22 protein-coding genes and 1 tRNA gene are annotated in these 25597 nt (G+C 65.7%); 13 read left to right on the top strand and 10 right to left on the bottom strand.

Translation table 11 applies throughout. The annotated features are described in order from the left end of the window. The first annotated feature begins 170 nt into the window (after positions 1-170). Positions 171-2423: a family 1 glycosylhydrolase gene (locus tag E1742_RS19480; protein ID WP_229466110.1), complete on the top strand. Its 2253-nt coding sequence runs from the start codon at positions 171-173 to the stop codon at positions 2421-2423. Here E1742_RS19480 and E1742_RS19475 read toward each other — a convergent pair. The 3 genes from E1742_RS19475 to E1742_RS19465 form a co-directional block, all read right to left on the bottom strand. Further along, positions 2408-4255 (bottom strand): glycosyltransferase 87 family protein, encoded by a 1848-nt coding sequence (locus E1742_RS19475; RefSeq protein WP_134386825.1) that lies wholly within the window; start codon positions 4253-4255, stop codon positions 2408-2410. The genes E1742_RS19480 and E1742_RS19475 overlap by 16 nt on opposite strands. Further along, positions 4255-5241 carry a glycosyltransferase family 2 protein gene (locus tag E1742_RS19470; protein ID WP_134386824.1) on the bottom strand — a complete coding sequence of 329 codons (987 nt, stop codon included), beginning with the start codon at positions 5239-5241 and terminating at the stop codon, positions 4255-4257. The genes E1742_RS19475 and E1742_RS19470 overlap by 1 nt, the downstream gene beginning before the upstream one ends. 87 nt (positions 5242-5328) lie before the next feature. After that, positions 5329-7296 (bottom strand): hybrid sensor histidine kinase/response regulator, encoded by a 1968-nt coding sequence (locus tag E1742_RS19465; RefSeq protein ID WP_134386823.1) that lies wholly within the window; start codon positions 7294-7296, stop codon positions 5329-5331. A 221-nt stretch (positions 7297-7517) separates the two neighbouring features. Here E1742_RS19465 and E1742_RS19460 point away from each other — a divergent pair, with 221 nt between their 5' ends. From E1742_RS19460 to E1742_RS19445, 4 genes are all read left to right on the top strand, one after another. Continuing rightward, positions 7518-8522 (top strand): hypothetical protein, encoded by a 1005-nt coding sequence (locus tag E1742_RS19460; RefSeq protein WP_229466100.1) that lies wholly within the window; start codon positions 7518-7520, stop codon positions 8520-8522. Positions 8523-8593: 71 nt separating this feature from the next. Continuing rightward, positions 8594-8669, top strand: a tRNA-Phe gene (locus E1742_RS19455). 302 nt (positions 8670-8971) lie between these two features. Next, a complete protein-coding gene (locus tag E1742_RS19450) occupies positions 8972-10585 on the top strand; it encodes a methyl-accepting chemotaxis protein (RefSeq protein ID WP_134386821.1) in 1614 nt (537 codons plus the stop codon). 95 nt (positions 10586-10680) lie between these two features. Beyond that, the gene (locus tag E1742_RS19445; protein ID WP_134386819.1) at positions 10681-11049 is read left to right on the top strand and encodes a VOC family protein; all 369 of its coding nucleotides are present in this window, start codon (positions 10681-10683) and stop codon (positions 11047-11049) included. A gap of 24 nt (positions 11050-11073) precedes the next feature. On the opposite strand, the gene E1742_RS19440 is transcribed toward E1742_RS19445, so the two are convergent. Further along, positions 11074-11943, bottom strand: a complete 870-nt coding sequence (locus E1742_RS19440; RefSeq protein ID WP_134386817.1) for a hypothetical protein — start codon at positions 11941-11943, stop codon at positions 11074-11076. Positions 11944-12169: 226 nt separating this feature from the next. Between E1742_RS19440 and E1742_RS19435 the strand changes: the two genes are divergently transcribed. Continuing rightward, a complete protein-coding gene (locus tag E1742_RS19435; RefSeq protein ID WP_134386816.1) occupies positions 12170-12442 on the top strand; it encodes a DUF4242 domain-containing protein in 273 nt (90 codons plus the stop codon). On the opposite strand, the gene E1742_RS19430 is transcribed toward E1742_RS19435, so the two are convergent. After that, positions 12402-13343: an AraC family transcriptional regulator gene (locus tag E1742_RS19430; protein ID WP_134386814.1), complete on the bottom strand. Its 942-nt coding sequence runs from the start codon at positions 13341-13343 to the stop codon at positions 12402-12404. The two genes, E1742_RS19435 and E1742_RS19430, sit on opposite strands and share 41 nt — an antisense overlap. A gap of 98 nt (positions 13344-13441) precedes the next feature. Here E1742_RS19430 and E1742_RS19425 point away from each other — a divergent pair, with 98 nt between their 5' ends. The 4 genes from E1742_RS19425 (at position 13442) to E1742_RS19410 (ending at position 16490) form a co-directional block, all read left to right on the top strand. Then, entirely contained in the window at positions 13442-14185 is a 744-nt protein-coding gene (locus E1742_RS19425; RefSeq protein WP_134386812.1) for an SDR family oxidoreductase, read from the top strand. 170 nt (positions 14186-14355) lie between these two features. After that, positions 14356-14871, top strand: coding sequence for a hypothetical protein (locus E1742_RS19420; RefSeq protein ID WP_189569186.1), 516 nt, complete (start codon positions 14356-14358; stop codon positions 14869-14871). Positions 14872-14896: 25 nt separating this feature from the next. Next, on the top strand, positions 14897-15784 hold the full coding sequence (locus E1742_RS19415) for a DUF2167 domain-containing protein (protein WP_134386810.1): 888 nt from the start codon (positions 14897-14899) through the stop codon (positions 15782-15784). A 1-nt stretch (position 15785) separates the two neighbouring features. Then, complete coding sequence (locus tag E1742_RS19410; RefSeq protein ID WP_134386808.1) at positions 15786-16490, top strand: site-2 protease family protein; 705 nt, start codon at positions 15786-15788, stop codon at positions 16488-16490. A 42-nt stretch (positions 16491-16532) separates the two neighbouring features. On the opposite strand, the gene E1742_RS19405 is transcribed toward E1742_RS19410, so the two are convergent. Then, complete coding sequence (locus tag E1742_RS19405; RefSeq protein ID WP_134386806.1) at positions 16533-16754, bottom strand: hypothetical protein; 222 nt, start codon at positions 16752-16754, stop codon at positions 16533-16535. A 106-nt stretch (positions 16755-16860) separates the two neighbouring features. Here E1742_RS19405 and E1742_RS19400 point away from each other — a divergent pair, with 106 nt between their 5' ends. Next, positions 16861-18222, top strand: coding sequence for a M28 family peptidase (locus E1742_RS19400; protein WP_134386804.1), 1362 nt, complete (start codon positions 16861-16863; stop codon positions 18220-18222). 143 nt (positions 18223-18365) lie between these two features. On the opposite strand, the gene pepN is transcribed toward E1742_RS19400, so the two are convergent. Beyond that, positions 18366-21008: an aminopeptidase N gene (gene pepN, locus E1742_RS19395; RefSeq protein WP_134386802.1), complete on the bottom strand. Its 2643-nt coding sequence runs from the start codon at positions 21006-21008 to the stop codon at positions 18366-18368. Positions 21009-21112: 104 nt separating this feature from the next. On the opposite strand from pepN, the gene E1742_RS19390 reads away from it, so the two are divergent. Both E1742_RS19390 and E1742_RS19385 read left to right on the top strand, forming a co-directional pair. Then, positions 21113-21565: a GNAT family N-acetyltransferase gene (locus E1742_RS19390; RefSeq protein ID WP_134386800.1), complete on the top strand. Its 453-nt coding sequence runs from the start codon at positions 21113-21115 to the stop codon at positions 21563-21565. Continuing rightward, positions 21562-21909 (top strand): nucleotide pyrophosphohydrolase, encoded by a 348-nt coding sequence (locus E1742_RS19385; protein WP_134386798.1) that lies wholly within the window; start codon positions 21562-21564, stop codon positions 21907-21909. The genes E1742_RS19390 and E1742_RS19385 overlap by 4 nt, the downstream gene beginning before the upstream one ends. On the opposite strand, the gene E1742_RS19380 is transcribed toward E1742_RS19385, so the two are convergent. Genes E1742_RS19380 through E1742_RS19370 form a run of 3 tightly spaced genes read right to left on the bottom strand, consistent with a single transcriptional unit; the run spans position 21838 to position 25590 of the window. Next, positions 21838-22140 carry a PAAR domain-containing protein gene (locus tag E1742_RS19380; RefSeq protein ID WP_134388243.1) on the bottom strand — a complete coding sequence of 101 codons (303 nt, stop codon included), beginning with the start codon at positions 22138-22140 and terminating at the stop codon, positions 21838-21840. The genes E1742_RS19385 and E1742_RS19380 overlap by 72 nt on opposite strands. Before the next feature lie 31 nt (positions 22141-22171). Continuing rightward, the gene (locus tag E1742_RS19375; RefSeq protein ID WP_307721887.1) at positions 22172-23110 is read right to left on the bottom strand and encodes an alpha/beta hydrolase; all 939 of its coding nucleotides are present in this window, start codon (positions 23108-23110) and stop codon (positions 22172-22174) included. Positions 23111-23145: 35 nt separating this feature from the next. Continuing rightward, positions 23146-25590, bottom strand: coding sequence for a TonB-dependent receptor plug domain-containing protein (locus tag E1742_RS19370; RefSeq protein ID WP_134386796.1), 2445 nt, complete (start codon positions 25588-25590; stop codon positions 23146-23148). Positions 25591-25597: the final 7 nt, after the last annotated feature.

The following is a 25597-nucleotide window of genomic DNA, read 5'->3' as shown; positions in this document are numbered from 1 at the left end:
GTGATCAACGGGCCAGTTTACCGAAGCGGGCGCAGTCGCCGCGCACTTCTGGCAACTCGGCCGCAGGGATACTGCCGAGTTGAATGGTTCAGTAACGACAGGCAATACGGCGCCAATGTTTTAATTTTTTTGCCATACTTCCTCCCTCGTTCGACTAGCTCACCAATAACATGAAAAATGATGACGAAATTCAAAACCAGGTGATCGAGTTATGGGGCGGACTGGAAGGTACGGTCAACCGCGTGCGAGATCAGTATTTCAGTCAGATGGACCAGAACGGTCATGGCACCCGGATCGACGACCTGGATCGCTTTGCGGCACTGGGCATCAAGGCAATCCGCTATCCGGTACTGTGGGAGCTGACGGCCCCGGACGGCATCGCCAGCGCCGACTGGTCGTGGGCCGATGAGCGCCTGCCGGCGCTGCGCGACCTGGGCGTGGCGCCCATCGTCGGCCTGATCCACCACGGCAGCGGCCCCCGCGACACCAGCCTCGTCGATCCCGGCTTCGCGCCACGGCTGGCCGAATACGCCGGCGCCGTCGCCGCCCGCTTCCCATGGGTCGAGTTCTACACCCCCGTCAACGAGCCGTGCACGACGGCCCGCTTTGCCGGCCTGTATGGCGTGTGGTACCCGCACGGCAAGAGCGACCTGATCTTCCTGCAGGCGCTGATCAACCAGTGCAAGGCCGTCGTGCTGTCGATGCGCGCCATCCGCGCCGTCAACCCGAACGCCAAACTGGTGCAGACGGACGACCTGGGCAAGACCTACAGCACGCCGGAGCTGGCCGACTGGGCCGACTTCTACAACGAGCGCCGCTGGCTGGCCTGGGACCTGCTGTGCGGCCGCGTGGACGAAGAGCACACGCTGTGGGGCTACATCATGAAAAGCGGCATCCCGCCCGAGGACGTGCTGTGGTTCCGCGACAATCCCTGCCCGCCCGACATCGTCGGCCTGAACTACTACATCACCAGCGAGCGCTGGCTGGACCACCGCGGCGAGCGCTTCCCGGCCCGCTACGTCGGCGAGCACGGCTTTGCCGACATCGAAACGGCGCGCGCGCTGGCCACGCCGACCCCGGGCATCGGCCCGCTCATGGAAGAAGTGTGGGAACGCTACGGGCTGCCCATGGCCGTGACGGAAGCGCACATCGATGCCAACCGCGAAGATCAGCTGCGCTGGCTGCACGAGGTGTGGAACGCCGCGCACGACGTGCAGCGCAAGGGGGCGGACGTGCGTGCGGTGACCGTCTGGTCGCTGCTGGGCTCGTATGACTGGAACTGCCTCGTCACCGAATGCCGTGGTTATTACGAGAACGGCGCCTACGACCTGCGCTCGCCCGCGCCGCGCCCGACGGCGCTGGCACGCCTGATGCAAGAACTGTCGTCCGGCCGCCCGCCGTCCAATCCGGTGCTGCAGGGCCTGGGCTGGTGGCGCCGCCCCGGCCGCTTCCTGTGCCCGCCGGTTGCCACCAGCGCCACCGTGGCGGCCCTGCCCGCGGAGCGGCACGCGGCGCAGCGCACCGTACAGCCGATCCTGATCAGCGGCGCGACCGGCACACTGGGCAGCGCGTTCGCCCGCATCTGCGAAGAGCGCAATCTCGCGTTCCGCGTGCTGACGCGCCAGGAAATGGACATTGCCGATCCCGCCTCCGTGGAAGCGGCCATCGAGCGCTACAAGCCCTGGGCCATCGTCAACGCGGGCGGCTACGTGCGCGTGCACGATGCGGAGAAGGACAGCGAACGGTGCCTGCGCGAGAACACGCACGGCCCCGTGGTGCTGGCGATCGCATGCGCGCGTCACCAGGTTCGCCTGCTGACGTTCTCCAGCGACCTCGTGTTCGACGGCAGCAAGGGCAGCGCGTACGTGGAAAGCGATCCGGTGGCGCCGCTGAACGTCTACGGCCAGAGCAAGGCCGAGGCCGAGCGCCGCGTACTCGCCGTCAATCCGGAAACGCTGATGGTGCGCAGCAGCGCCTTCTTCGGCCCGTGGGACAAGCACAATTTCGTCACGCTCGTGCTGCAGGCAATGACCGAAGGCCGCCAGTTCGCGGCCGCGGACGACCTCGTCGTCTCGCCCACCTACGTGCCGGACCTGGTGCAGACCTGCCTGAACCTGCTGATCGACCGCGAACGGGGCATCTGGCACCTCAGTAACGGCGAAGCGGTCAGCTGGGCAGAGCTGGCCCGCCGCGTCTGTGCGTTGGCCGGTGTGGACAGCAGCGGCCTGGACGTCCAGCCGTCGGAAACGCTGGCCTATCCCGCCGCGCAGCCGCGCTTCTCGGCGCTGGCCAGCGAACGGGGCCAACTGATGCCCTCACTGGAAGATGCGCTGCAGCGCTATCTGCAGGCGGTGGCGGAAATCCGCGAGGAAGGCGACACCCACGTGGGTGCCGCCCAGGCTGCGCATTACGGCAGCAGCTGAGTCTTCTCCAGAGGACACAGCAGGTAAGGCTTGGCCTCGGCGCCGATGTAGGCGTTGTAGGTCCGGCATGCGCCGGCCTGGATTGACAGGCCGTAGTGCGCCAGGTTCTGGCCGACGCGCGCCACCGTGGCGGCATTCTCCGCCGCCACGTCCATCACGTACTTCGGCTGCGAAACGAGCGTGCAGGCACGGCCCTCTCCGGCCATCGGCGGTGCGAGTTGCACCCGCAGGCGCACCTTCTTCGTCAGCCAGTCCAGGCGGCGGCAGCCGCTGTCATCGCGCGTCAGTCCGAGCCGGTCGGCCCAGGCCAGGCGTGCCGCCAGGCGGTCCTTCTGTTCGTCGATGGCACCCTGTACCATGGCATAGTGCGGACCGCGGCGCTCGTCCAGCGCCTTGCGAATGCGAGCCACCCAGGCCGGCGTTTCGGGGAAGCCGCCCGCGAGCGCGACGACCTTGACCTCGGGTGGGAAGAACGCGACCATCCAGCCCAGAGGCGGATGCGCCAGTCCCGTCACCAGCACCGTCTGGTCCGGCTGCGCAAACGTGGGCACGTCGGCGCGCAGGCTCTGGCGCGTCCAATCCGTATGCCCCCACGTTCCGAACGGGAAGACGATCAGCGAGCACACGACCAGCACCCAGCCTGCGGCGCGCCGCGCGCCCGCGGCCGGCAGCAGCCGGTGCAGCAGCAGCCACGCCACCAGCGGTGCCAGCAGCTCGATGGGCACCAGGTAGCGGTGTACCCCGAACAGCTTGGTCCAGGCCACAAAGGCGACGACAAAAAACACCAGCAGGAAGCGCTCGCGCGGCGCCGGCAGCGCGGCAGCGCCGCGGCGCCACAGCAGCCGCACGGCAAACGCGATGAACAGCAGGTAGACCACGGGCCAGATCAGCTGGCGGAAGATCAGCTCGGAGACGCGCTCGAAATGCAGCGTGAAGAAGATCGGCCACGTCAGCGCTTCCCAGATGGTCTGCGGCGTGTGATAAAAGTCGATGACGCCATGCGTCTGCGCCAGCGGGCTCCGGAAGATGTTGTTAAATTGCGGGAACAGCGGGTTGCCGAATTCTCGCCACATCGTCAGGAACCACCACCCTGCCGTGACGGCAAGGCCGCCCAGCACGGCCACGCCGAACAGGAAGGCCAGCCGCAGGCGTGCCAGCCAGGGCACGCCGATGGCGAACAGCGCCACGCATAGCCCGACCGCATAGGTTGCATTGGTCAGCTTGAGTCCCGCGCCAAGACCCATCAGCAGGCCGGCGCCCAGCGCCAGCGCATTGCCGCCGCGCGGCGCGTGCAGGAGGTCCCATCCGCGCAGCAGCAGCCAGACGGGCGCCAATACCAGCAGCGACGTCATGTTATCGCCCATCGAATTGCCCACTTCGGACAAGAAGCCGACGCTGCACATGCCGCCGATGGCCAGCAGCAGCGGCACGCGCCAGCGGTCCGCCGGCCCCAGACGGTCCAGCACCTGGCCGGCAATCGCCAGCACCAGGATGAAATTGAGGCCGTGCAGCGCTCCCATGATGAAGCCCGCCACGGGCCCGGGCAGGTGCGTCACCAGCAGGTAGTACAGGATATCCAGCGTGGGATTGAAGTAGCTTTGCCACTGGCCCGGCGCCAGGTCGAAGCCGATACGCCCATGCAGCGCGGCGTACGCGTTGTACAGGTGGTAGTTCTTCATGTCCCAGCCGTCGTCCTGCCCCAGCAGCAGCGACACGCAGCCGAAGACCAGCGGCGCCAGCCATGCGGCCTTGCGCCACGCCCCCGGCGTATTCAGGGGCGCGCAGCGACGCCCGAACCAGGCCTCCAGCCTGGCGACTGCGGACGCGCGCATCACGCGGCCGCCGCAGTGGAGCGGTTCGTCGTCGGTTCCGGCTCGATCCACGCGGCCGGCACTGCCAGGTAGGCAAAGCGCTTCTGCTCGATACGTCCCTTCGTGACAGCGTCGAGAATGATGCCGCACGTGAGCAGCACGATCCCGAACAGCATCAGCGCCGTGCACAGCACGGCCGTCGGCAGGCGCGGCACCAGGCCCGTTTCCAGGAACGTCAGCACGAGCGGTACGGCCAGGCCGAGCGACAGCAGGACACAGATGACGAAGCCGAGCGAATAAAAGCCCAGCGGCTTTTCCGACTTGAACAGGCGCAGGATCGTCAAGAGGATGCGGGCGCCGTCGCGATAGGTACTGAGTTTGCTGAACGAGCCTTCCGGACGCGACTTGTAGACCGTCTCCACTTCCATCACCGGCATGCGCAGCTCCAGTGCGTGCACCGTCAGTTCCGTTTCGATTTCAAAGCCGGTCGAATGGGCGGCGAACGATTTGACGTAGCGGCGCGAGAAAACCCGGTACCCGGACAGGATATCGCTGAACGTGCGGCCGAACAGCATCGACACGCATCCCGTCAGCAGGCGGTTGCCGAAGCGGTGGCCGAAGCGGTACGCAGCCTGTTCGTGCGTGACGCGGCTGCCGACCACCATGTCCAGCCCTTCCTGCAGCAGGCGCGCGACCATGCGCGGCGCGGCGCTTGCATCGTAGGTGTCGTCGCCGTCGACCATGATGTAGGCGTCCGCTTCGACATCGGCGAACATGCGGCGCACCACCGAGCCCTTGCCCTGAGCCGGCACGTGGCGCACGACGGCGCCGGCGGCCTGCGCGATACGGACCGTGTCGTCGGTCGAATTATTGTCGAACACGTAGATGCGTGCAGCCGGCAGCGCGGCGCGGAAGTCGCGCACGATGGCGGCAATGGTGGTCGCCTCGTTATAGCAGGGCACCAGCACGGCAACGCGGGGGAAGGGGAATCGGTCATGACGCGGCATCTGAAACAGGAAAGCGCCATTATAGTGCGACCGCCCGGCCGGTCAGGCGGCCGGGCGGTCGCATCGGGCCTCGCATCCGGCTGCGCGTCAGCTGGTGGCGCGCAGGTGGCGGGCCAGGTCGGCAAGCCGGTATGGTTTGCCCACGAACGAGAATTCCGTGCTGCCCGGCTGTTCCTGCTGCAGCGCCGCCTGCGGGTAGCCCGACGCGATAATGATCTTCATCGCCGGATGACGCGCCCGCGCCGCCCTGGCCAGATCCAGCCCGGTCATCCCGTTGGGCATCATCAGGTCGGTGAACAGGACGTCGATCGCCGTGTCGCGCTCCAGGATGCGCAGCGCCGCGACGCCGTCCGGCGCCGTCACCACGTCATAGCCCATCGTCTCGAACAGCTCGCAGGCGACCGCCATCACCAGCTTGTCGTCCTCGGCGATCAGCACGCGTTCGCTGCGCAGCGACGGCAGCCCGGCATCCACGGGCCCGGCCTCCGCGACCGCCGGCAGGTACAGGCTGATGGCCGTGCCCTCGCCCAGCGCCGTCTCGATGATCACATCGCCGCCCGACTGGGCGATGAAACCGTACACCTGGGACAATCCCAGCCCCGTGCCCTTGCCTACCGGCTTGGTCGTGAAGAAGGGCTCGAAGGCGCGCGCCACCACTTCCGGCGACATGCCCGTGCCGGTATCGCGCACTGTCACGCGCACGTACTGGCCGGCCGGGAGCGCGCCCACCTCGTTGTTCTTGAGGTCGACATTGCGCGTTTCCAGCGTCAGCGTGCCGCCCTCGGGCATTGCGTCGCGCGCATTGACGACGAGGTTCAGTATCGTGGCCTCGAAGCGCGCCTCGTCGACGGAGACGCTGGCAAGGCGCGGCGACAGGTCGAACAGAAAGGACACCTGCGGTCCGCTGGCGCGGCGCAGCACGGGCTCGAATGCGCCCACCAGTGTGTTGATCTGGTGCGTGGCGGCGGCCAGCGGCTGCTGGCGCGCAAACGCCAGCAGCTGCTGCGTCAGCAGCGCCCCACGCTCCACGGCCCGGCGCATGCTGTCCAGTACCCGGCCCGCCGTACTGCCCGGCTGCTGCGCATGCAGGATGTCGATCCCGCTCGACAGCACGGCAAGCAGATTGTTGAAGTCATGGGCGATGCCGCCCGTCAGCTGGCCGATCGCTTCCATCTTCTGCGCCTGGAACAGCGCGCTGCGGGTCTGTTCCAGCGATTGCGCGGCCTTGCGCTGCTCCGTGATGTCGCGCGTGATCTTGGCGAAACCAAGCAGATCGCCCGCTTCGTCGTGGATCGCGTCCAGCACCGCATGGGCGTAGAAGCGCGAGCCGTCGCGGCGCACGCGCCACCCTTCGCTCTCGTAGCGGCCCGTCCGCGTGGCCGTTTCGATTGCCTGTTCCGGCAACCCGGCGGCTCGATCCTCTTCGGTGAAGAAGCGCCGGTAGTGGGTGCCGACGACCTCGCGCTCCGCATAACCCTTGATGCGCTGCGCGCCCGCGTTCCAGTTCGTGATAATGCCTTCGGGCGAGAGCATGTACAGCGCGTAGTCGGTGACGCCCTGCACCAGCAGGCGGAAGCGCTGCTCGCTTTCGCGCAGCGCTTCCTGCGCCGTCATGCGTTCGGTGATGTCGCGCGTGATCTTGGCGAAGCCGACCAGGGTGCCGTCCGGCGTGCGGATCGGATCGATGACGACGCTGGCCCAGAAGCGCGTGCCGTCCTTGCGCACGCGCCAGCCTTCGCCTTCGAAGCGCCCTTCCTCGCGCGCGGCACGCAGCGCCCGTTGGGGCAGGCCGGTGGCCTTGTCCTCGTCCGTGTAAAAACGCGAGAAGTGCTGGCCGATGATGTCTTGCGCTTCATACCCCTTGAAACGCTGGGCGCCCGCGTTCCAGCTGCTGACGTGGCCCTCCGTATCGAGCATGTAGATCGCGTAATCCGTGATGCTGGCAACGAGGAGATCGAACCGTTGTTCGTAGCCGGTCGGCGCGCGCCGGATCTCCTTGGGCTTCTCGTTGGGCTCCTCGCTGAGCTTCTCGTCTGGCTGGGTGGAATTATTCATCTTGTCCTGGTAGCCGGCGTGACTTATTAGTGTGAATATACTCGTGATTATCTGCCGTGGCGCTGCGCCATGGTTGTAAAGCTTGGTTATCGCCTGCCGTGATCCTTTTCAATCAGCAAGATTGTTACCTCGACAGCGAATAATTGTAACGCCATCCGTGCGATGTCCCGACACGTTACCGGCTACCATGCACCGATCCGCCCAACTGAACCGTCGCTGCCATGTTCCGCCGATCGCCTGCCGCCGCCCTGTTGCTGTCATGCGCCCTGCAGGCGGGCGCGCAGACCGAGCCCGTACAGAACGTGGTGGTCACGGCAACCCGCGACCCGGTCGACAAATCGTATCGCAAGATGTTGCGGGGCATGGACCGCTTCGCGCGCCAGGGGGCCACGCTGGCGCCTGGCGCAACACTGCGTTTCCGGCTGCTGCCGCGGCTGACGCGCACGCGCATGGAAGGCATCGTGCTCAAGGTCGTGGGCGAGACGGTCACGCTGCCCGTCCCCGTGGCCGCCGATAACAGCTTCACGCTGGAACGCGACGAGCGGGCGTGGCGTGAGGACGCGGCACTCGTTGCCAACCGCCGCACGACCAGCATGACATGGCGTGCCGACGTGCGCAGCCCCGGCGTCCCGGCGGGCATGCGCCGGCTGGGCGACTTGCGGCTCGAGTGCCGCGTCGGCATGGAAGCGGGGCTGGTCTCGAACAACGCGCACCTGTTCGCGTGGCTGGCCGACCTGCTGACGGACCCGGACCGCGTCTGCACTGCGCCGGACGGCAATTACCTGTTCTTCACCGAGCGCCCCGTGTTCGCCGTCACGCTGCGCGCTGGCGAACGCAGCGCGGTACTGCCGCTGCGCTACCTGTATGCGGGCGGCAGCCAGTCGCCGGGCGAACTGCGCTACTGCGACTGCCAGGTCCTGCTCGATCACAGTTACTACGCGCCGTTGTGGGATGCGGCCTGGCCGGACGACACGCTGCTCTCGTTCGAGTACATGGACGATCCCGCGCCGCCGGACGCGCCGTCCGCGCCGGGCATCGCGCCCGGCCAGAACCGCGACCAGGTCCGCGCCGTGCTGGGCGCCGGTACCGAAATCGCATTCGACAACGGCATGCAGGCGTGGCTGTATCCGCCGACGGGCGGCAAGGCGCGGCCTGGCAAGCCGGAGTATCTGGTGCTGTTCGGGACCGACGGGCGCGTGCTGAAAAGCCGCATGCGCGCGCCGTGAAGGCCGCCGCGCGCAGTCCTTCAAATGGGACTAGGCAGATCCGCGACAGGGCTGCTATAATTGCGCGCCTTGGCCTGGTAGCTCAGTTGGTAGAGCAGAGGATTGAAAATCCTTGTGTCGGTGGTTCGATTCCGCCCCGGGCCACCAAGAATGTACTGACGAAACGCCCACTCATGCAAGTGGGCGTTTTTCTTTCCGCCGCTTCTTCCGATTCGCCCTGCCTTGGTCCATCACAGGGCATCGCTCTGGCGGGACCTTTTGCCACCACTCCGCTCCGCAGGCCGCTCCCGGCCAAGGTCTGACGTTCTGCGTTCGCGCGCCCCAGCGTTCTTGTGCAGCGCAACGTGCCCGTGTGTTGCGCACAACGGTGCCGATCGGTCGAAAGACACGGCCGCAAACTCCAGCTATAATGTTGCGTTGCACCAATTACTGGTAACTGAAAGCAACGCATGAACATTTTGTCCAACATGAAAATCGGGCGCCGGCTGGCGCTCGGATTTGCCCTTGTCCTGCTGCTGTCCATCGGCACCACCATCGTCGGCGTCTTCAAACTGAACGCCGTGGCGGACGCCGCCGAGCAGATGCTCGACGAGCCGGTCAGGAAAGAACGCCTGATCACCGACTGGAGCAGCAATATCGCCATTGCGGTGATCCGCACGTCGGCAATCATCCGCAGCAGCGACCCCACGCTGGGGCAGTTCTTCGCGAAGCACACGAAGGAAACCAACGAGAAGGCCGCCGTCTACATGAAGCAGGCGGAAGCGATGCTGACGACGCCGGAAGAAAAGCAGGCCCTGGCGAAAATGATGGAAGTGCGCGGCGCCTATGTGAGCGGCCGTAACGAGGCAATCAGGCTCAAGAGTGAGGGCAAGCCGGAGGAATCGAACGAAGTGCACGACCGGGTGTATATCCCCGCCGCGGAGGCGTATCAGGCCAGCATGGCAGCGCTGGTCAAGATCCAGCGCGACCGCATCGATGCCCTCCGGCACCAGATTCAGGACATCAAGACGGAAAGCCGCCGCATCGTGATGCTGCTTGGCTGCCTGTCGGTTGCCTTTGGTGTCGTCTGCGCATGGTGGCTGACGCGCAGCATCACCGTCCCGGTTACCGCTGCTGTCGCGCTCGCACGGCGCGTGGCGGCGGGCGACCTGACGTCCTGCCCGGAAGCCGGCTCCCAGGACGAGATCGGCGAACTGCAGAATGCCCTGAAGCACATGAACGATCACCTGCTGGGGCTGGTGCGCGAGATCCGCAGCGGCTCCGATGCGATCGCCAGCGCGTCGTCGGACATCGCCGCGGGCAATGCCGACCTGTCGGTCCGCACGGAAGAGCAGGCCGGCACCCTCGAGGAAACCGCCTCGTCGATGGAAGAGCTGACGTCGACCGTGACGCACAGTGCCGCCAATGCACGCCAGGCCGCCACCCTGGCGACGTCCGCCAGCGACGTGGCCAGCCGCGGAGGCGCGGTGGTATCGCAGGTCGTGCAGACGATGGCGTCGATCAACGAGTCGTCCAAGAAGATCGCCGACATCATCGGTGTCATCGACAGCATTGCATTCCAGACCAATATCCTGGCGCTGAACGCAGCGGTCGAGGCGGCGCGTGCCGGCGAGCAGGGACGCGGTTTCGCGGTGGTGGCCACGGAAGTGCGCAGCCTGGCCCACCGCTCGGCAGCGGCAGCCAAGGAAATCAAGCAGCTCATCACGGACTCGGTAGCGCGGGTGGACGATGGCGCGCGGCTGGTCGATCAGGCTGGCTCGACCATGAACGACATCGTGGACAGCGTCAAGCGCGTTGCCGACATCATCGGCGAGATCACCATGGCCACCGAGGAGCAGACCGCCGGCATCGGCCAGATCAACCAGGCGATCGCGCAGATGGACCAGGTGACGCAGCAGAATGCGGCAATGGTGGAGCAGGCAGCCACGGCATCGGAAGCGATGCAGGAACAGGCCGCGCACCTGGCCGGGATTGTCAGCATCTTCAAGCTTGACACGACGCAGCAAGTCGCGTCCGCCGCGCCGGGGCACGCCCTCGCGGTGCCACGTCTGCAGCTGGCCTGATCCTCTCTCCCGGGGCTGCCCCCGCCATCGATGGCGGGCGCCCCTTCCGCCCGGCGGATGCGCTAACATCGACGTTTATCATTGCGGAGAACGCCATGCCCCATATCGCCGGAATCGACCACGTACAGGTCGCCATCCCGCCAGGCGCCGACGACGAGGCACGGGCCTTTTACGGCGGCGTGCTGGGCCTGGCCGAAACGCCCAAGCCGGCGCCGCTGAACGCTTCAGGCGGCATGTGGTTCGTAACGGGTACGACGCAACTGCACATTGGCGCGCAGGCAGGCTTCGTCCCGGCGAAAAAGGCGCATCCCGCGTTTGTCGTCGCCGATTTCGACGACTATTGCGCGTTGCTGCGCGAGCGCGGCGTGCTTGTGCGCGAAGAACCACCAGTGGCTGGCAGGCGCCGGGCCGGCATCGAGGACCCGTTCGGTAATCGCATCGAGCTGATCGAGGCCGCGTGCTGACGCAGCCTCGCCGCGGCAAATCGGCTACGTGCGGGACCGGCCGTTGTCAGCCGTCACCCGTTCGATGACCTTGACGGCCGCGCTGCCACCCGGCACCAGGACACCGGCCAGTTCCGATCCCACCTCGAACAGCATCTCCCGCGTCGTGATGGCCTGGAGCTTTTCCTTGAACCACTGGCCGTTTTCGATCACGTCACCCGTCAGTCCGTCGACTTCGATCACGCCCACCTTGTCTTCCGTCGTCCAGGTAAATTCGAAGGCGAAAACGGGCCGGTAATAGAGGTGCACTTTTTCGATCGTGATGAGATCCTCCTGGAATTCATGCGCATTGATGACGTCCGCGGCGAGCTTCTGGTGGATCTGTTGCAGCAGCGTAGGCAGCCGCAACTGCGGTACAACGGCCTCAGGCAGTTCAAGCGCCGTGCGCTCCTGCACCTTGTATTGCTTCTTGAAGTAATGGGCCAGCGCACCCTTTTTCAGCTCGCGCGCCAGTCCATCGACATACTCGTCGAAAACGATCTGCCGGTGCGAATACTCCACCCCCGGCAGGCTGATGAGCCGTTTGCCACCCTGCTCGACGACGGGGTATTCCTTGCCGTCGATCAGCACCCGGTTCGCAAATGCGTTACCGATCTCCACAGGATAGACCAGCTCGCGCGAGTAGTCGGCCGATCGGATTGCCACGGCATGCCAGAAAGGTTCGTAACGCAACTCGTGCTTTGACAGGAGGACGGTCTCGTCCTTCGGCCGGTTAAACAGGTTCAGCTTGGCAAACATGCCGAACGCGCTCAGCTTCTTTCTGGTTGCCTGCTCGCTGGCAGCGGTAAGCGTGTACACCTGGTCGAAAACGAAAATCTTTTCGGCATTGTCCAGATATCGAAGACGGTTCGTCATAGACACCTCCAGGTAAAGGCCAGGCCACGGCGACGGCCTTGTGAATCACGATACCACGACCAGGCAGCGAAAACGCCGACGACGGATGGTGTGCCAGGCCCGCGTCAATGGCGGGCCCCGGCGTCATCGAACCGTTGCCCTGCCGGGTGTTTTGGACTATCTTGCATTCTCGGCCTTGAATTCTCAGCCTTGAATTCTCACCCTTTACCCGCGCAAGGAGGTTCGTATGCCCCGCTACATGGTGGAACGCATTTTTCCCGACGGTCTGAATATCCCCGTGGACGCCAGCGGTGCCGAAGCGCTGGGCAAGGTGGTCGCGACCAACAGCGAACAGGGCGTGACCTGGGTGCACTCCTATGTCAGCGACGACAAGACCCGCACCTTCTGCATCTACGATGCCCCCACGCCAGACGCCATCCGCCAGGTCGCCGAGCGCAACGGGTTGCCCGTCAAGGCAATCACCGAAGTATCGGTGCTGGCGCCCTACTTTTACCACTGACGGCGCCCTGCTCGCGCAGATAGCGCCCGGGCGGCAGTCCCACGTGCCGGGCGAACGCGACACTGAACGCGCTGGCGGAACCGTAGCCAACGCGTTCGGCGATAGCGGCGATGCCCGCTTCCCGTTGCCGCAGCAGGCGCTTGGCCAGCGCCATCCGCCACGCCAGCAGGTAAGTCATCGGCGCAACGCCCAACGCCCGGCTGAAACGTTCGAAAAACGCCGAGCGCGACAGGGCCGCTTCCTGCGCCAGCTGGGCGACCGTCCAGGGTCTTGCCACATCCTCGTGGATGCGGCGCAGCGCCATTGCCAGGCGCTCGTCCGCCAGGCCGCGCAGCAAACCCGGTGACGCCACCGTGCCTGCCGCGGACCGCAGTGCTTCGATCAGCATCACTTCCAGCAGGCGCGACAGCACTTCCTCGCGCGCTGGCCGCTCGGCGCGCGACTCGTCCCCCACCAGGCATACTAGCGTTGCCAGGCGCGGTTCGCCGCGTACGTGCACCAGCTGCGGCAGCAGCGACACCAGCAGTGCCGCATCGGGCGAATCGAACGTGCAGTAGCCGAGCAGCATCTGCACGTCCGCCCGCGCATCGACCGGGCCGTGGCGGAATTCGCCGTTCGGCAGCAGCGTCGGCACGCTGTCCGCGGACTCCGCCGGCGGCGGTGCCACGCCCGAGATGGTGAAGCCGCAGGCGGACGGAACCAGCACAAAATCACCCTGCAACAGAGCAATGGGATCGTGGTCTGGCACTTGCAGCAGGCACGCGCCTTCGAGGATCGCGCAGTAAAACGGCTGATGGAGCTCGCGGCGGCGCACGCGCCAGGGCCCGGCGGCGCTGACGACTTTGGAAAAGCGGGCATGCGGCTGCAGCAGCGTGACCGCTTCGGCCAGCGGGTCGATCATATTCGGACTCTCGCTAAAGGAAGGTGGACGAACGATTGTAGCAAGTCCGGGCCCGCTCCTCTACAGTCTGGTTATTGCCCACCCCTACAGGAGTCAACATGAAAACCGTTCTGATCACTGGCTGTTCGTCCGGCTTCGGCCTTGAAATCGCCCGCTATTTCCTCGAGCGGGACTGGAACGTCGTCGCCACGATGCGCAGGCCCGCCGACGGCATCCTGCCTTCCTCTCCACGGCTGCGCGTGATTCCGTTGGACGTGACGGACCCGGACAGTATCGAGCGTGCCCTTGCTGCGGCAGGCCCGATCGACGTACTGGTCAACAACGCGGGCATCGGCGCGCTGGGTGCGCTGGAGGGCACCGCCATGTCGACGGTCCGCACCCTGTTCGAGACCAACGCGCTGGGCCCGATCGCACTGACACAGGCCGTGCTGCCCCAGTTCCGGCTGCGTCAGGCAGGTGTGATCGTCAACGTGACGTCGAGCGTGACGTTGCTGCCGCTGCCGCTGCTGTCTGCCTACACGGCCAGCAAAGCGGCCGTGAATGCGTTTACCGAGTCGCTGGCGCTGGAAGTGGCGCAGTTCAATGTGCGCTGTCACCTCGTATTGCCGGGGCGGTCTCCCGAAACGCGCTTCGGTGAAAACGCCCGGCCGCATATGGACGGGGCGATTCCCGACGCATATGCGTCCTTCGCGAAGCAGGTATTCGACGGTCGGGCGCAATCGACCGCCGTCACGCATGCTGCGGACGTGGCCGAAGCCGTATGGCAGGCAGTGACCGACCCGGCCGCGCCGATGCGCATCCCGGCAGGGGCCGACGCTGTCGCCATCGCCGGGTTACGCTGATTCGGCGCGGGTGCCGCCCGACGGCACCCGCCGCATACCAGAAAGAAACAGATATTCCCTGAATGTTACATTTGGCGAGATTCTGACAACGCCCTGTTGCGTAAAATGGTCGCCACATTCCATAGAGCACGCCCATCCGAGGCGGCCGACCACTTCAAACAGGGAAATCCATGTTGAAACCACTGTCCTGCGCGCTTGCCGCGCTGGCGCTGACAGGCTGCGCATCCATCACCGGCAAGCAATTGCAGGCCGTCACAATCACCACTATCCACGACCACCGCGAGCTTGCAGGTGTCGGCTGCGCGCTGACCAACGACGTCGGCACTTGGTTCCTCACCAGCCCCGGCTCGACGACGATCCACAAGAGCACGGCCGACCTCGTTGTCCACTGCCGGCATGACGCGCTGGTCGGCAATTCGCGCGTCGAATCGGGTGCCAACACTGCCGTATGGGGCAATGTGCTGGTAGGCGGCCTCATCGGTTATGCCGTCGACCGCCAGACGGGCGCCGGCTTCGACTACCCGAACGCCATCACCGTCGCCATGCGTCCGGTTGGCTACAGCGCCATTGGCGCGCCGGCGGACCCAACCGCACCCCCGCTGGCCACAGCCGCCCCGGTCGGCCGCACCACTGCAACGCAAAGCGGGACGCCAGCCGCGGTAACCGGCCGCACCGTCGCGCAGTAACTCCCCCAATTTTCAGAATCGAATCATGACGTTCAAATCGCTATTGTCCGCCGTCCTCTGCCTGCTGCTGGCGGTCCCGCTCACCCACGCTGCCGAAGCCAGCCCCGGGCAACTGATGACCTCCTTGAAATTCCAGGAAGGCAAAATCACGCTGCCGGGCGACATCGCCACGCTGAATCTGCCGCCCAACTTCCGTTACCTGTCGCCGGCGGACGCCGGCCGCCTGCTCAGCGAAGGCTGGGGCAATCCGCCAGGCATCGAAACGCTGGGCATGATCGTTCCCACCGCCGTCCACCCGCTCAGCCGCGAAGGCTGGGGCGTGGTGGTGACGTATGAGAAGCAGGGCCACGTCAAGGACGACGATGCCGACAGCATCAAATATGACGAGCTGCTGAAAACGATGCAGGAGTCGATGGTCGAGGCGAATGAAGAGCGCAAGAAACAGGGTTACCAGCCGATGACGCTGGTGGGCTGGGCCGAAGCACCCCATTACGACAAGACCAGCCACAAGCTGTACTGGGCCAAGGAGCTGCACAGCGAAGGCGATACGCAGAACGGCCTGAACTACAACATCCGCGTGCTGGGCCGTGAAGGCGTACTGGTGCTGAACGCGGTTGCCGGCATGGACCAGATCGGCCAGATCCGCAACGAGATGAAGGCCGTGACGGCGTTTTCCGATTTCACCGCCGGCAACCGCTATGCCGACTTCAACGAGCGCACCGACAAGGTGGCCGAGTACGGCCTGGCCGCCCTGATCGCCGGTGGCGCCGCCGCCAAGCTAGGTCTGTTCGGCAAGCTGTTCGCGCTGCTGCTGGCGTTCAAGAAGGTCATCATTGTCGGTGTCGGCGCCGCCGTGATGGGCATCGGCAAGCTGCTGGGCCGCAAGCCGAAGGTCGACCTGACCAAGTCCTGACATGGCCAAATTGCTGATCTGGCTGTTCGCGGCCGGCAAACTGGGCAAGCTGCTGACGTCCGGCGGCACGATGCTCCTGTCGCTGGTCGTCTACAGCTGGGTGTTCGGCTGGCGCTACGCGGCCGGTTTCGTGCTGCTGCTCTTTGTCCACGAGATGGGCCATTACGTGGCGGCGCGCCAGCGCGGGCTGGCGGCGGGACTGCCCGCATTCATCCCGTTTGTCGGCGCCTGGATTGCATTGAAGGACCAGCCGCACGACGCGGAGACAGAGGCGTACATCGGCGTGATGGGTCCGCTGGCCGGCACGGTGGCATCGCTGGCGTGCTATTTCGCCGCGCGCGACAACGACAGCCAGCTGCTGCTGGCGCTGGCATATTCGGGCTGCATGATCAACCTGTTCAACCTGATCCCCCTGGCGCCGCTCGACGGCGGCCGCATCACCGCCATCGTCTCGCCCAAGGTCTGGCTGCTGGGTGTGCCCCTGCTGGCTGCGCTGTTCTTCTACCGGCCCAGTCCCATGCTGATCGTCGTCGGCCTGCTGGCGATTCCGCAGCTGAAGGCGGCCTGGCGCGGCGAGACGGCTCCGACGCCGGACTACTACAACGTCAAGCTGGACACGCGCGTCAACTATGGCGTGCTGTATCTGGGGCTGGTCGCGTTCCTGGCCGTGATGAGCTACAGCATTCACGACATGATCCGGACCTGAAAGCCCCCCCGGCCCGCACGCATCGCCGGGCCGGCACCTCGCTTACTTCCGGCGCGGTGGCTGCTTTTCCTGCGCCGCCGCATACAGCGCCTTCGCATCGGCATGCGCCTGGTCGACGTTGCGCAGCGCTTCGTTGTCGTCGTGTTTGACGAAGAACTCCGCATCCTGCGCGCGCATGACCATCGTGATGGCCTGCTTTTCGGTCACGCCAAATTTCTCGAAGATCAGCGTGGTGACTTCGTCAAGGTATTCTTCGTAGGTCATGGTCGCTTCCGCTGCAGTAAGTTAAGGCGGGCATTCTAACGCAGTGCGCAACGCGGCAGCAGGTTGAGGTAAGCTGTGCGACGCCATCCACAGCACAAGGAAACCCATGTACTTCCCGAAGAAGCCCGTCGCCGCTGCCGTCCTGCTGACCACCTGCGCGGTGGCCGCAGGCGCACCAGCCACCGGCGTCCCCCAACGCCAGGCCGAGATCGACGCCATCGTCCGCGAGATCTCGCCCCAGCGCATCCATGGTTATATCGAAAAACTGGTCAGCTTCGGCACGCGCCATACGATGTCGGAAACCGAATCGGAAACGCGCGGCATCGGCGCGGCGCGCCGCTGGATCAAGTCCGAACTGGAACGCTGCGGCGCCGGCAAGCTGCAGGTGACGTTCGACAGCCATCTGCACCCGGTCGCGCCGCGCCTGTCGCGCCCCACGGAAATCGTCAACGTCGTCGCGACCCTGCCCGGTTCGCAGGGCGCATCGAAAGACCGGCTGTACGTGGTGTCCGGTCACTACGACTCGCGCGTGACGGACGTGATGGACTACACCAGCGATGCGCCGGGCGCCAATGACGACGCCTCCGGCACGGCCGCCGTGATGGAGATGGCGTGCGTGATGGCGAAACGCAATTTCGACGCGACGCTCGTCTTCATGGCCGTGGCAGCCGAAGAACAGGGCCTGTTCGGCGCCGGCCACTGGGCCGAACAGGCGCGCAAGAACAACGTCAACGTGGCCGGCATGTTCACCAACGACATCATCGGCAGTTCGGTCAACGAGGACGGCAAGCGTGACAACAAGCAGGTGCGCCTGTTCGCCGAGGGCATCCCGGCCGTGAAGGAAGTGCCCGATGCGCTGCGCACGCTGATCCAGACCGGCGGCGAGAACGATTCGCCGTCGCGCCAGCTGGCCCGCCACGTCAAGGAAGCGGGCGAGCGCTATGTGAAGAACTTCAAGGTAACGGTGATCCAGCGGCGCGACCGCTACCTGCGCGGTGGCGACCATATCCCGTTCCTCGAACAGGGCTACGCGGCGCTGCGCTTCACGGAGCCGGCCGAGGACTTCCGCCACCAGCACCAGGACCTGCGCAAGGAAGGCGGCACGCAGTACGGCGACCTGATCCAGTTCGTCGACACCGACTACACGGCGCAGGTGGCACGCGTCAATGCGGCGGCACTGGCCACGCTGGCGCTGGCCCCGGCCGCACCGCGCGACGTCAAGGTGCTGACGGCAAAGCTGGACAACAAGACGGACCTCGTGTGGCAGGCGAACACGGAACCGGATCTCGCCGGCTACCGCGTCGTCTGGCGCGAAACCACGGCCGCCGACTGGCAGGGCGCGAAGTTCGTCGGAAACGTGACGTCGTTCCGCAGCGACTTGTCGAAGGACAACGTGTTCTTCGGCGTGCAGGCCGTGGACAAGGACGGCAACGTCAGCCCCGCCACCTACCCGTTGCCGCAGCGCTGACGCGCAACCCGCGGCTAACGCATCGCCACCTCCACGGCCTGCAGCCGACATCGGGTCGAGCGGGCCATGGTGGACACCGGGGATGTCGCGACGAAAAAAACGCCGGCACAGGGCCGGCGTCGTTATCGATGGCGTGTGCCCGATCAGTCCAGCGGCACCGTCATGGCCTTGCGGATGGCCACGCAGCGCGAATCCTCGTCATGACGGGCCAGCAGCGCGCGCCGTGCGCCGGCGGACAACGTCGTCTGCTTCGCTGCCGCATCGGCCAGGCGCTGCACGCTTTGCGGCGTGCAGGCGGCAGGGATCAGCGTGGCGGCATAGGAGCGCATGAACACCGGCCCGGCAGCCTTGTCCAGTTCCGGCAGCTGCGCCAGGCGGCGCTCCGCGGTCTGTTCGGCCAGTGCCGCCTGCGACGCCGGGTACAGGTTTTCCATCGCCGTGCGGATGCGCGAGAACGGCAAGTCCGTCTTCAGATCGCCGATCTTTTCCAGCCATGCGCTCTTGACCTGGGGGTCGGGCCGCGCGACGCTGGCCGCCAGCGCCGCTGCGGAACCGGTATCGGATTTGTCGCGCGCCTCTTCCGCCGCCAGCAGCGCGGCGCTGCCCTGGGCGTCTCGTTCATTGAGCTTTTCAACGATATTCCAGCGTACGTCCTGGCCGATCGTTACGCCTTGCGGCACGCCGCGTCCCGCGAGCAACCCCGCCAGCCGCTCGAGCGCTTCACGGCTGGACGCCAGCTCGATATACGTGGCCAGCCAGCGGCGGCGGAAGTTCGCGTCCGCGCCCTTCTGCACACCTTGCCATGCCAGCGCCTCCAGCGCCTGTGCCGTCCGGCGCGTGTACGCCGCCTGCGGCGCCATGCGCTCCAGGTAGGCGTGGCCGCCGCGGACCTTGTCCAGCACATTGCCCAGCAGGGCGTAATCGGTTTCGCGCGACGCGTTGTTCAGGGCTGTCTGCAGGAACACGTTCAATGGCAGCGCGCCATCGCGCACGCCGTCCCACATGCTTTGCCACAGCATCGTGCGCAGCAGCGGGTCGGACACCTTGCTGATGTCCTCGCGCGCGGTGGCGGCGGAACGGTCGTCCAGCTGCACCTTGACGAAGCCCCAGTCCTGGTAGTTCGGATAGACCAGATCCGGGCACGCGGCACCCTTCAGCGCCGGCACTTCCGTGCTCGCGCCGTTGTACGTCACGGCCACGTTGCGATCCAGCGCCAGAGTCTTCCCCCTGGCGCCGAACAGCGCCACCTGCACGCGCTGCTCGCGCAGCACGGGATGCGCCTGCGCGGCCGTCTGGCGCAGCGAGAACGCCGTGACCTTGCCGGCCTTGCAGGCGTAGTCCGCCGTGATCGTGTTGACGCCAGGCTGATACAGCCACTGCTGCGTCCATTGCGTCAGGTCGCGGCCGGCCGCTTCGCCCAGGCTGCCGATGAAGTCGTCCAGTTTCGCGTTCTGGAACTGGTATTTGACGAGGTAATTGTGCACACCCTTGCGGAACGTTTCTTCCCCCAGCAGGTGACGCAGCTGCTTCAATGTCGATGCGCCCTTCGAGTAGGTAATCGCATCGATGTTGTCGAACGCGTTGGCCGTCGTCGGCACGGGCACTTCGATCGGGTGGGTGCCTGGCGACTCGTCCAGGCGGTAGGCGGCCGTCTTGCCCTGTGAGTAAAAATACTGCCATGCGTTCTTGAATTCGGTGGACTCCGCCGTGCCCAGCGTCCCCATGAACGACGCGAAGCTTTCGTTGAGCCACAGGCCGTTCCACCACTTCATCGTCACCAGATCGCCGAACCACTGGTGCGCCATCTCGTGCATGATGACGCTGGCCAGCGTGTGGCGCTGGTCCGTCGTCATCTTGTCCTTGTGCAGGAAGCGCGCCTCGGCAAAGGTGATGGCGCCGGCGTTTTCCATCGCACCGTACAGAAAGTCCGGCACCAGCAGCTGATCGTACTTCCCGAACTGGTAAGGGATGCCGAAGTACCCGTCGAAGAAGGCCAGGCCCTGCTTCGTATACTTGAACCATTCGGCGGGATCGATCTGCGCCGCCACCGACTGGCGCGCGAACAGCCGCATCGGATACTTGCCGCTGCCGTCTCCCCACATCTTGTATGGGCCGGCATGCATCGAGAAGTTATACGGCGACAGTTTCTTCGTGACAGGGAACGTCCAGCGTTTGCCCCCCTGGGTATCCTGCACGGACGACTCGCGCGTGGTCGAGACGACGACCCAGTCGGCGGGCACCGTCACGTTGACCTGGTACGTGGCCTTCAGGTCGGGCTGGTCGAACAGCGCGAACATCTGGTGCGCCGCGGCCGGCTCGAAATGCGAGTAGGTGTAGACGCGGCCGTCGACGGGATCGACCATGCGGTGCAGGCCCTCGCCATTGGTGCTGTGCAGACGTTCGTAGCTGACGACGATGGTATTGCGGCCCGCCTTCAGGTCGGCGGCGGCCAGCGTGATGAACCAGTTGTTGTACTGCGGCGCGACAGTCTTGCCGTTGACGGTAAGCGCCTTGATCGTCGCCTTGTCCAGGTCCACGGTCAATGGCGCATCGGCATCCTTCAGGTCGAACTGCAGCGTGGTGGTGGCGGCGAAGGTCTCCTTGCCCGTCAGCGTGAAGTCAAGCTGGTAAGCGACATTCGACACGCGCTGCGAGCGCGCCTCGGCGTCGACCTGCGACAGCCAGGCATTGTCCGCACGCGGGGCCATGGCAGCCATGGCAGGCGAGGTTGCGAGCAAGGTCGAACCGAACGTCAGGGCAACGGCATGAGAGAGAAGCGATTTCATCGAGATCCTTATGGTGTCTTGCCCTCAGTCGGCCCCGAATGAGCGGCGCGGGGATGATACCATCAGGGCCACCGAATAATCGTCCGAAAACGCTTGCCAAGACCATGCAGATATCCTTTGAAACCGCCGACCAGCCGGACGTCCACGAGTTGATCGCCGAACTGGATGCCCACCTCTATTCGCTCTACCCGGCCGAAAATGTCTACGCGCTGGACGTCTCGTCGCTGGCGCAACCGAACGTGCTGTTCGCCGTCGCGCGCGACGCCGGCGGCGCCCCGCTGGGCTGCGCCGGCATCGTGATCGGGCCGGAATATGGCGAAGTCAAACGCATGTACGTGCGCCCCGTGGCACGCGGCCAGGGAGTGGGCCGCAAGCTGCTCGCCGCACTGGAGACGAGTGCCCGCGCCAAGGGCTGCACGACGCTGATGCTCGAAACGGGTCCGACGCTGGTCGAGGCGCTGGCACTGTACGAGCGCCTGGGCTACAAGTACCGCGGCCCGTTCGGCGATTATCCGGCCGACCCGCTGTCGGTCTTCATGGCCAAGGCGCTGACATGAACCCGCTCGAACAGCTGCGCGACCTGACGCGCGCCTTCGCTGCGGAACGCGACTGGCAGCAGTACCACACGCCGAAGAACCTGGCGATGGCGCTGTCCGTCGAAGTGGCGGAGCTGGTCGAACATTTCCAGTGGCTGCCCACCGGCGCGCCTGCGGAACTGGACGAACGCAAACGCGAAGGCATCCGCCACGAGCTGGCCGACGTGCTGCTGTATCTGGTGCAGCTGGCCGACAAGATGGACGTTGACCTGCACGCCGCGGCGCTGGAAAAACTAGCGCTGAATGCGTCGAAGTATCCGGCGGCGCAGGTGCGTGGGGATGCGCGCAAGTATGACGAGTATTGAGCCTACAGTGACGCGATGAGGCGCGCCGCACGCGGTGCCGTCGCCATCGTGCGCGTAGGGCTTGCCATTGTGCCTGGCGCCTTTGCCGTCGGGCTGGATCGCAAAGGTCCCTTTGCACTGGGGGCAAAACGTCATGTCGCCCTTCAGCGCTGCGGGTTTCCCCATTACGACACTCGTCGAGGAAGCGGCTGGCACCTTGCCGCCATGGTCCGTGCTGTCGTAGCTCCCCAGCTATGCTCGAACTTCCCCGCCTGATCTTCTATTATTTCAGCATATCCAGCGCCCGCCGTATCTCCCGCCCGACAATCGCCCAGGCCGGCGACGTGGCCGCCACCTCGTCGTAATGGCTGGCACGGGGCAGCACGATGACCTCGGCCTGGTCACCGGCCACCTGCGCGCGGGCGGCGTAGGCGGTGCCGGTCGATGGCGGCGAGACGACATCGTATTCGCCGTGGATGAGGATTGTGCGGACTCCGGCGGGCAGCAGCTCCGCTGGCGATGTATCCGCGAACACGTCGGGCCGCGCGGCCGTTGGCGTGCCGGCCAGCTGCGTCGTACTGCGCTCGCAGCTGCTCTGGATCAGCGCGGCCTGGTGCCGCAGGTCGGCCAGGCCGCCCAGGCTGATGACCGTCGGCAGCGGCAGCGGGTCGGGTGTCCAGGCCGGGCTCCATGACGGCAGCCGGTGGCGCGACGCGGCCCACTGTGCCAGGTGGCCGCCGGCAGAGTGACCTACCGCGACGATCCTGCCGATGTCCAGACGATGCGCCGGCGCTTCCGCTTTCAGCCGGTCGACGGCGGTGGCGATGTCCTGGTACGTGCCGGGGTAACCGCCGCCCGCTTCGTCGTGGCGGCGGTATTCCACGTTCCAGACGGCGATGCCCTGTGCCTTCAGCGCGCCGGCCATATTGCGCATCTGGGCGATGCCGCCGAATTCCACCGTCCAGCAACCGCCATGGATCAGCACGACGACGGGGAATGGCCCATCACCTGCGGGCTGGAACAGCTCGACGAACTGCGAGGGCGCCGGGCCATAGGCGATGTGCCGGTCCGGCTCCGGCCCCATCAGGGCAAGGTAGTCCTGCAGCGACATGGGTGCTGCCACGGTACCGGCGGTCAGGAATGAGCCGGCGGCGGCCAGCAGGGAATGGCGGAACGGCTTGCGCATCGTATCCTCGACAAGTGAAAGGGCAGAGCGCAGCATAACGCGCCCCGCCCTGGCTTGTCATCGCACCCGCGTCAGAACTTGAAGCTCGCGCGCGCGTAGTAATAGCCGCCGTTGATGCCGAACGGCGAGAACGACGGATAGATCGTGACGGCCGCGTTGTTCAGGTCCGCACGGTACGCGGCCAGCAACTGGGCGTTGACCTGGTCGGGATACTGGTTGAACAGGTTGTTCGCGCCTGCCGAGACAGTCCAGTTGTTATTGATCTTGTAGCTGATCTCCAGGTCCGTGATGGCCGTCGTGCCGACTTCATTCTTGAAGTAGGTGCCGCCATCGGGCGATTCGAAATTGCTCGATTTGCCGTAGATCGCCTCACGCAGGTTCACCGTCCACTGGCCCAGTTTCCATAGCGCCCCGAGATTGACGCGCGTGCGCGGTGAAGCCGTCTCCAGGTTCGAGATCGCCGTCCGGTCAAGGAGCTGTTGCGGCATCAGCTGCGCGGGCGCCTGGTTGATCTTGGTGACGCGCACCTGGTTGTAATTGGCGGCCAGCGACCAGTCGACGCGCCCCAGGTCGCCATAGTTGCTGTTGACGGTCGCCACCAGCTCCACGCCGCGCGAGCGGGTGTTGACGGCGTTCGAGAAGATATTGATGCCGGTTTCGCTGACGGTGGGGTCCAGCACGTTGCCGTTGGCGAGGATGGCCGCGACGACGGCCGGCGAGTTGACCGCGCCACCGGAACCGTACAACGCGCCGCTGCCGACGATGCGGTCGCGGATCTTGATCTGATACGCGTCCAGTGTCACGGAAACGTTGTTGGCGGGATTGAGGACCAGCCCCGCCGACAGGTTCGTCGATGCCTCCGGCTTCAGGCCGTCGATGCCCACCAGCCTGGCGCCGGCAGAGTTGGGGGCCAGCTGCACGAAGGCACTGGTGGGCGACACGTTGGTGGCCGAGTAATACTGCTCCGCCAGCGTCGGCGCGCGGAAGCCGTTGCTGTAGGTGCCGCGCACGGCGATTGTCGGCGTGATGTCGTAGCGGCTCGTCAGCTTGCCCACCTTGGCGTTGCCGAAGTCACTGAAGTGCTCATAACGGGCGGCCAGGTCGACCGTCCATCCCGGCAGCGGGAAACTGATGAAGTTGGCGTAGATGGCCTTGTTGTTGCGCTTGTACTTGCCAGCATCCGTCAGCGAGAAGCCGGGGTAGGACTGCGAGCCCTCCTTGTAGCGCGAGCCCGGATCGCCAGCCACGATCTCGTAACGGTCGATGCGGTGCTCCAGGCCCATCGCGAACGTCGACGATTTCGCCCAGCCCATCTCCAGCTCGCGGCTGATGTCGAAATTGTTCGTCCACTGGCTGGCGATGAATTCGCCCGCCGCGAACGACGTGGGCGTGAACCCCGTGTCGTTGTACAGCGAGACGTTGGCCGTGTCCTCGACGCCGATCTTCGCTTCGTCGCGGCCATAGGTGCTCGACAGTTCCCAGTTCCATGTGCCACCGATCTTGCCCCGGGCACCTCCCGTCACCGCGTAATCCGTCTCCTTCATCGTTTCCTTCGGATCGAAGCCGAGCGGATAGACGGCCGGCAGGCGGCTCGGCATGCGGTAGTTCTCGTGCGCGCGCGCGTGCTTGCGGCCTGCCGTGGCGAATGCGTACAGCGACGTGTCGTCATCGATATCGTAGCCCGCGTTCAGCGCCAGCGTGTGCAGGTGATACTGCGCGTCGCCCGAAATCTTGTTCAGGTACGGATAGCCGGGCACCTGCACCAGCGGCTGGCTGGCCAGGTTGGCCGGATCGAGCACGCGCGGATCGATGCCGCCCCGGTCGCTGTAGCCGTGATAGCGCGATTCCGCGGTCAGGCTGATGAACGCATTGGCCATTGGCGTGAAGCCGATGTTGGCGGTGCCATCGCCCGTGTGGCCGCCGCCGTCTCCGTAGCGGCCGCCGTTGACGTTGCCGGACAGGCCCTGGTTGTTCGACTTCAGGATGATGTTGACGACGCCCGCGATGGCGTCCGTGCCGTACTGTGCTGCGGCACCGTCCTGCAGCACCTCGATATGGTCGATGGCGGCCACCGGGATGTAGTTCAGGTCGGCCGCCGCGCCGCCCTGGTAAGGCCCGCCCAGCACGGCCAGGTTGGCGGTGCCGTGGCGCCGCTTGCCGTTGACCAGCACCAGCGTGTTGTTGGGCGACAGGCCGCGCAGGCGGGCGGACAGCGTCAGGTTGGCCGTATCACCCCCGAATGCCTGCGCCGTAAACGACGGAATGTTCTGCGCTATGGCCTGGATCAGGTCCGGCTGGCCGGTGCGCTGCAGCGAGGCGGCGTCGATCACCTGGATCGGCGAGGCGCTGTTTTCCGCTTTCAGGCCGCTGGCGCGGGTGCCCGTGACGATGACGGCGCCCACCGAGGCGGGTGCGCCGGCGGCGCCGACGACGTCGGCCTGGGGATCGGCGGCGGAAGATAGTCCCGTGTGCAGCAGCATCGCGGCGGCGCCCGATGTGATGATGGCCTTGTGCATTGCGTAG

The sequence above is a fragment of the Pseudoduganella plicata genome, assembly GCF_004421005.1.
In the GTDB taxonomy this organism is placed as follows: Bacteria; Pseudomonadota; Gammaproteobacteria; order Burkholderiales; family Burkholderiaceae_D; genus Rugamonas; species Rugamonas plicata.
Note: the sequence above shows the minus strand (reverse complement) of the source record. Positions and strands in the feature narration are given on the sequence as shown.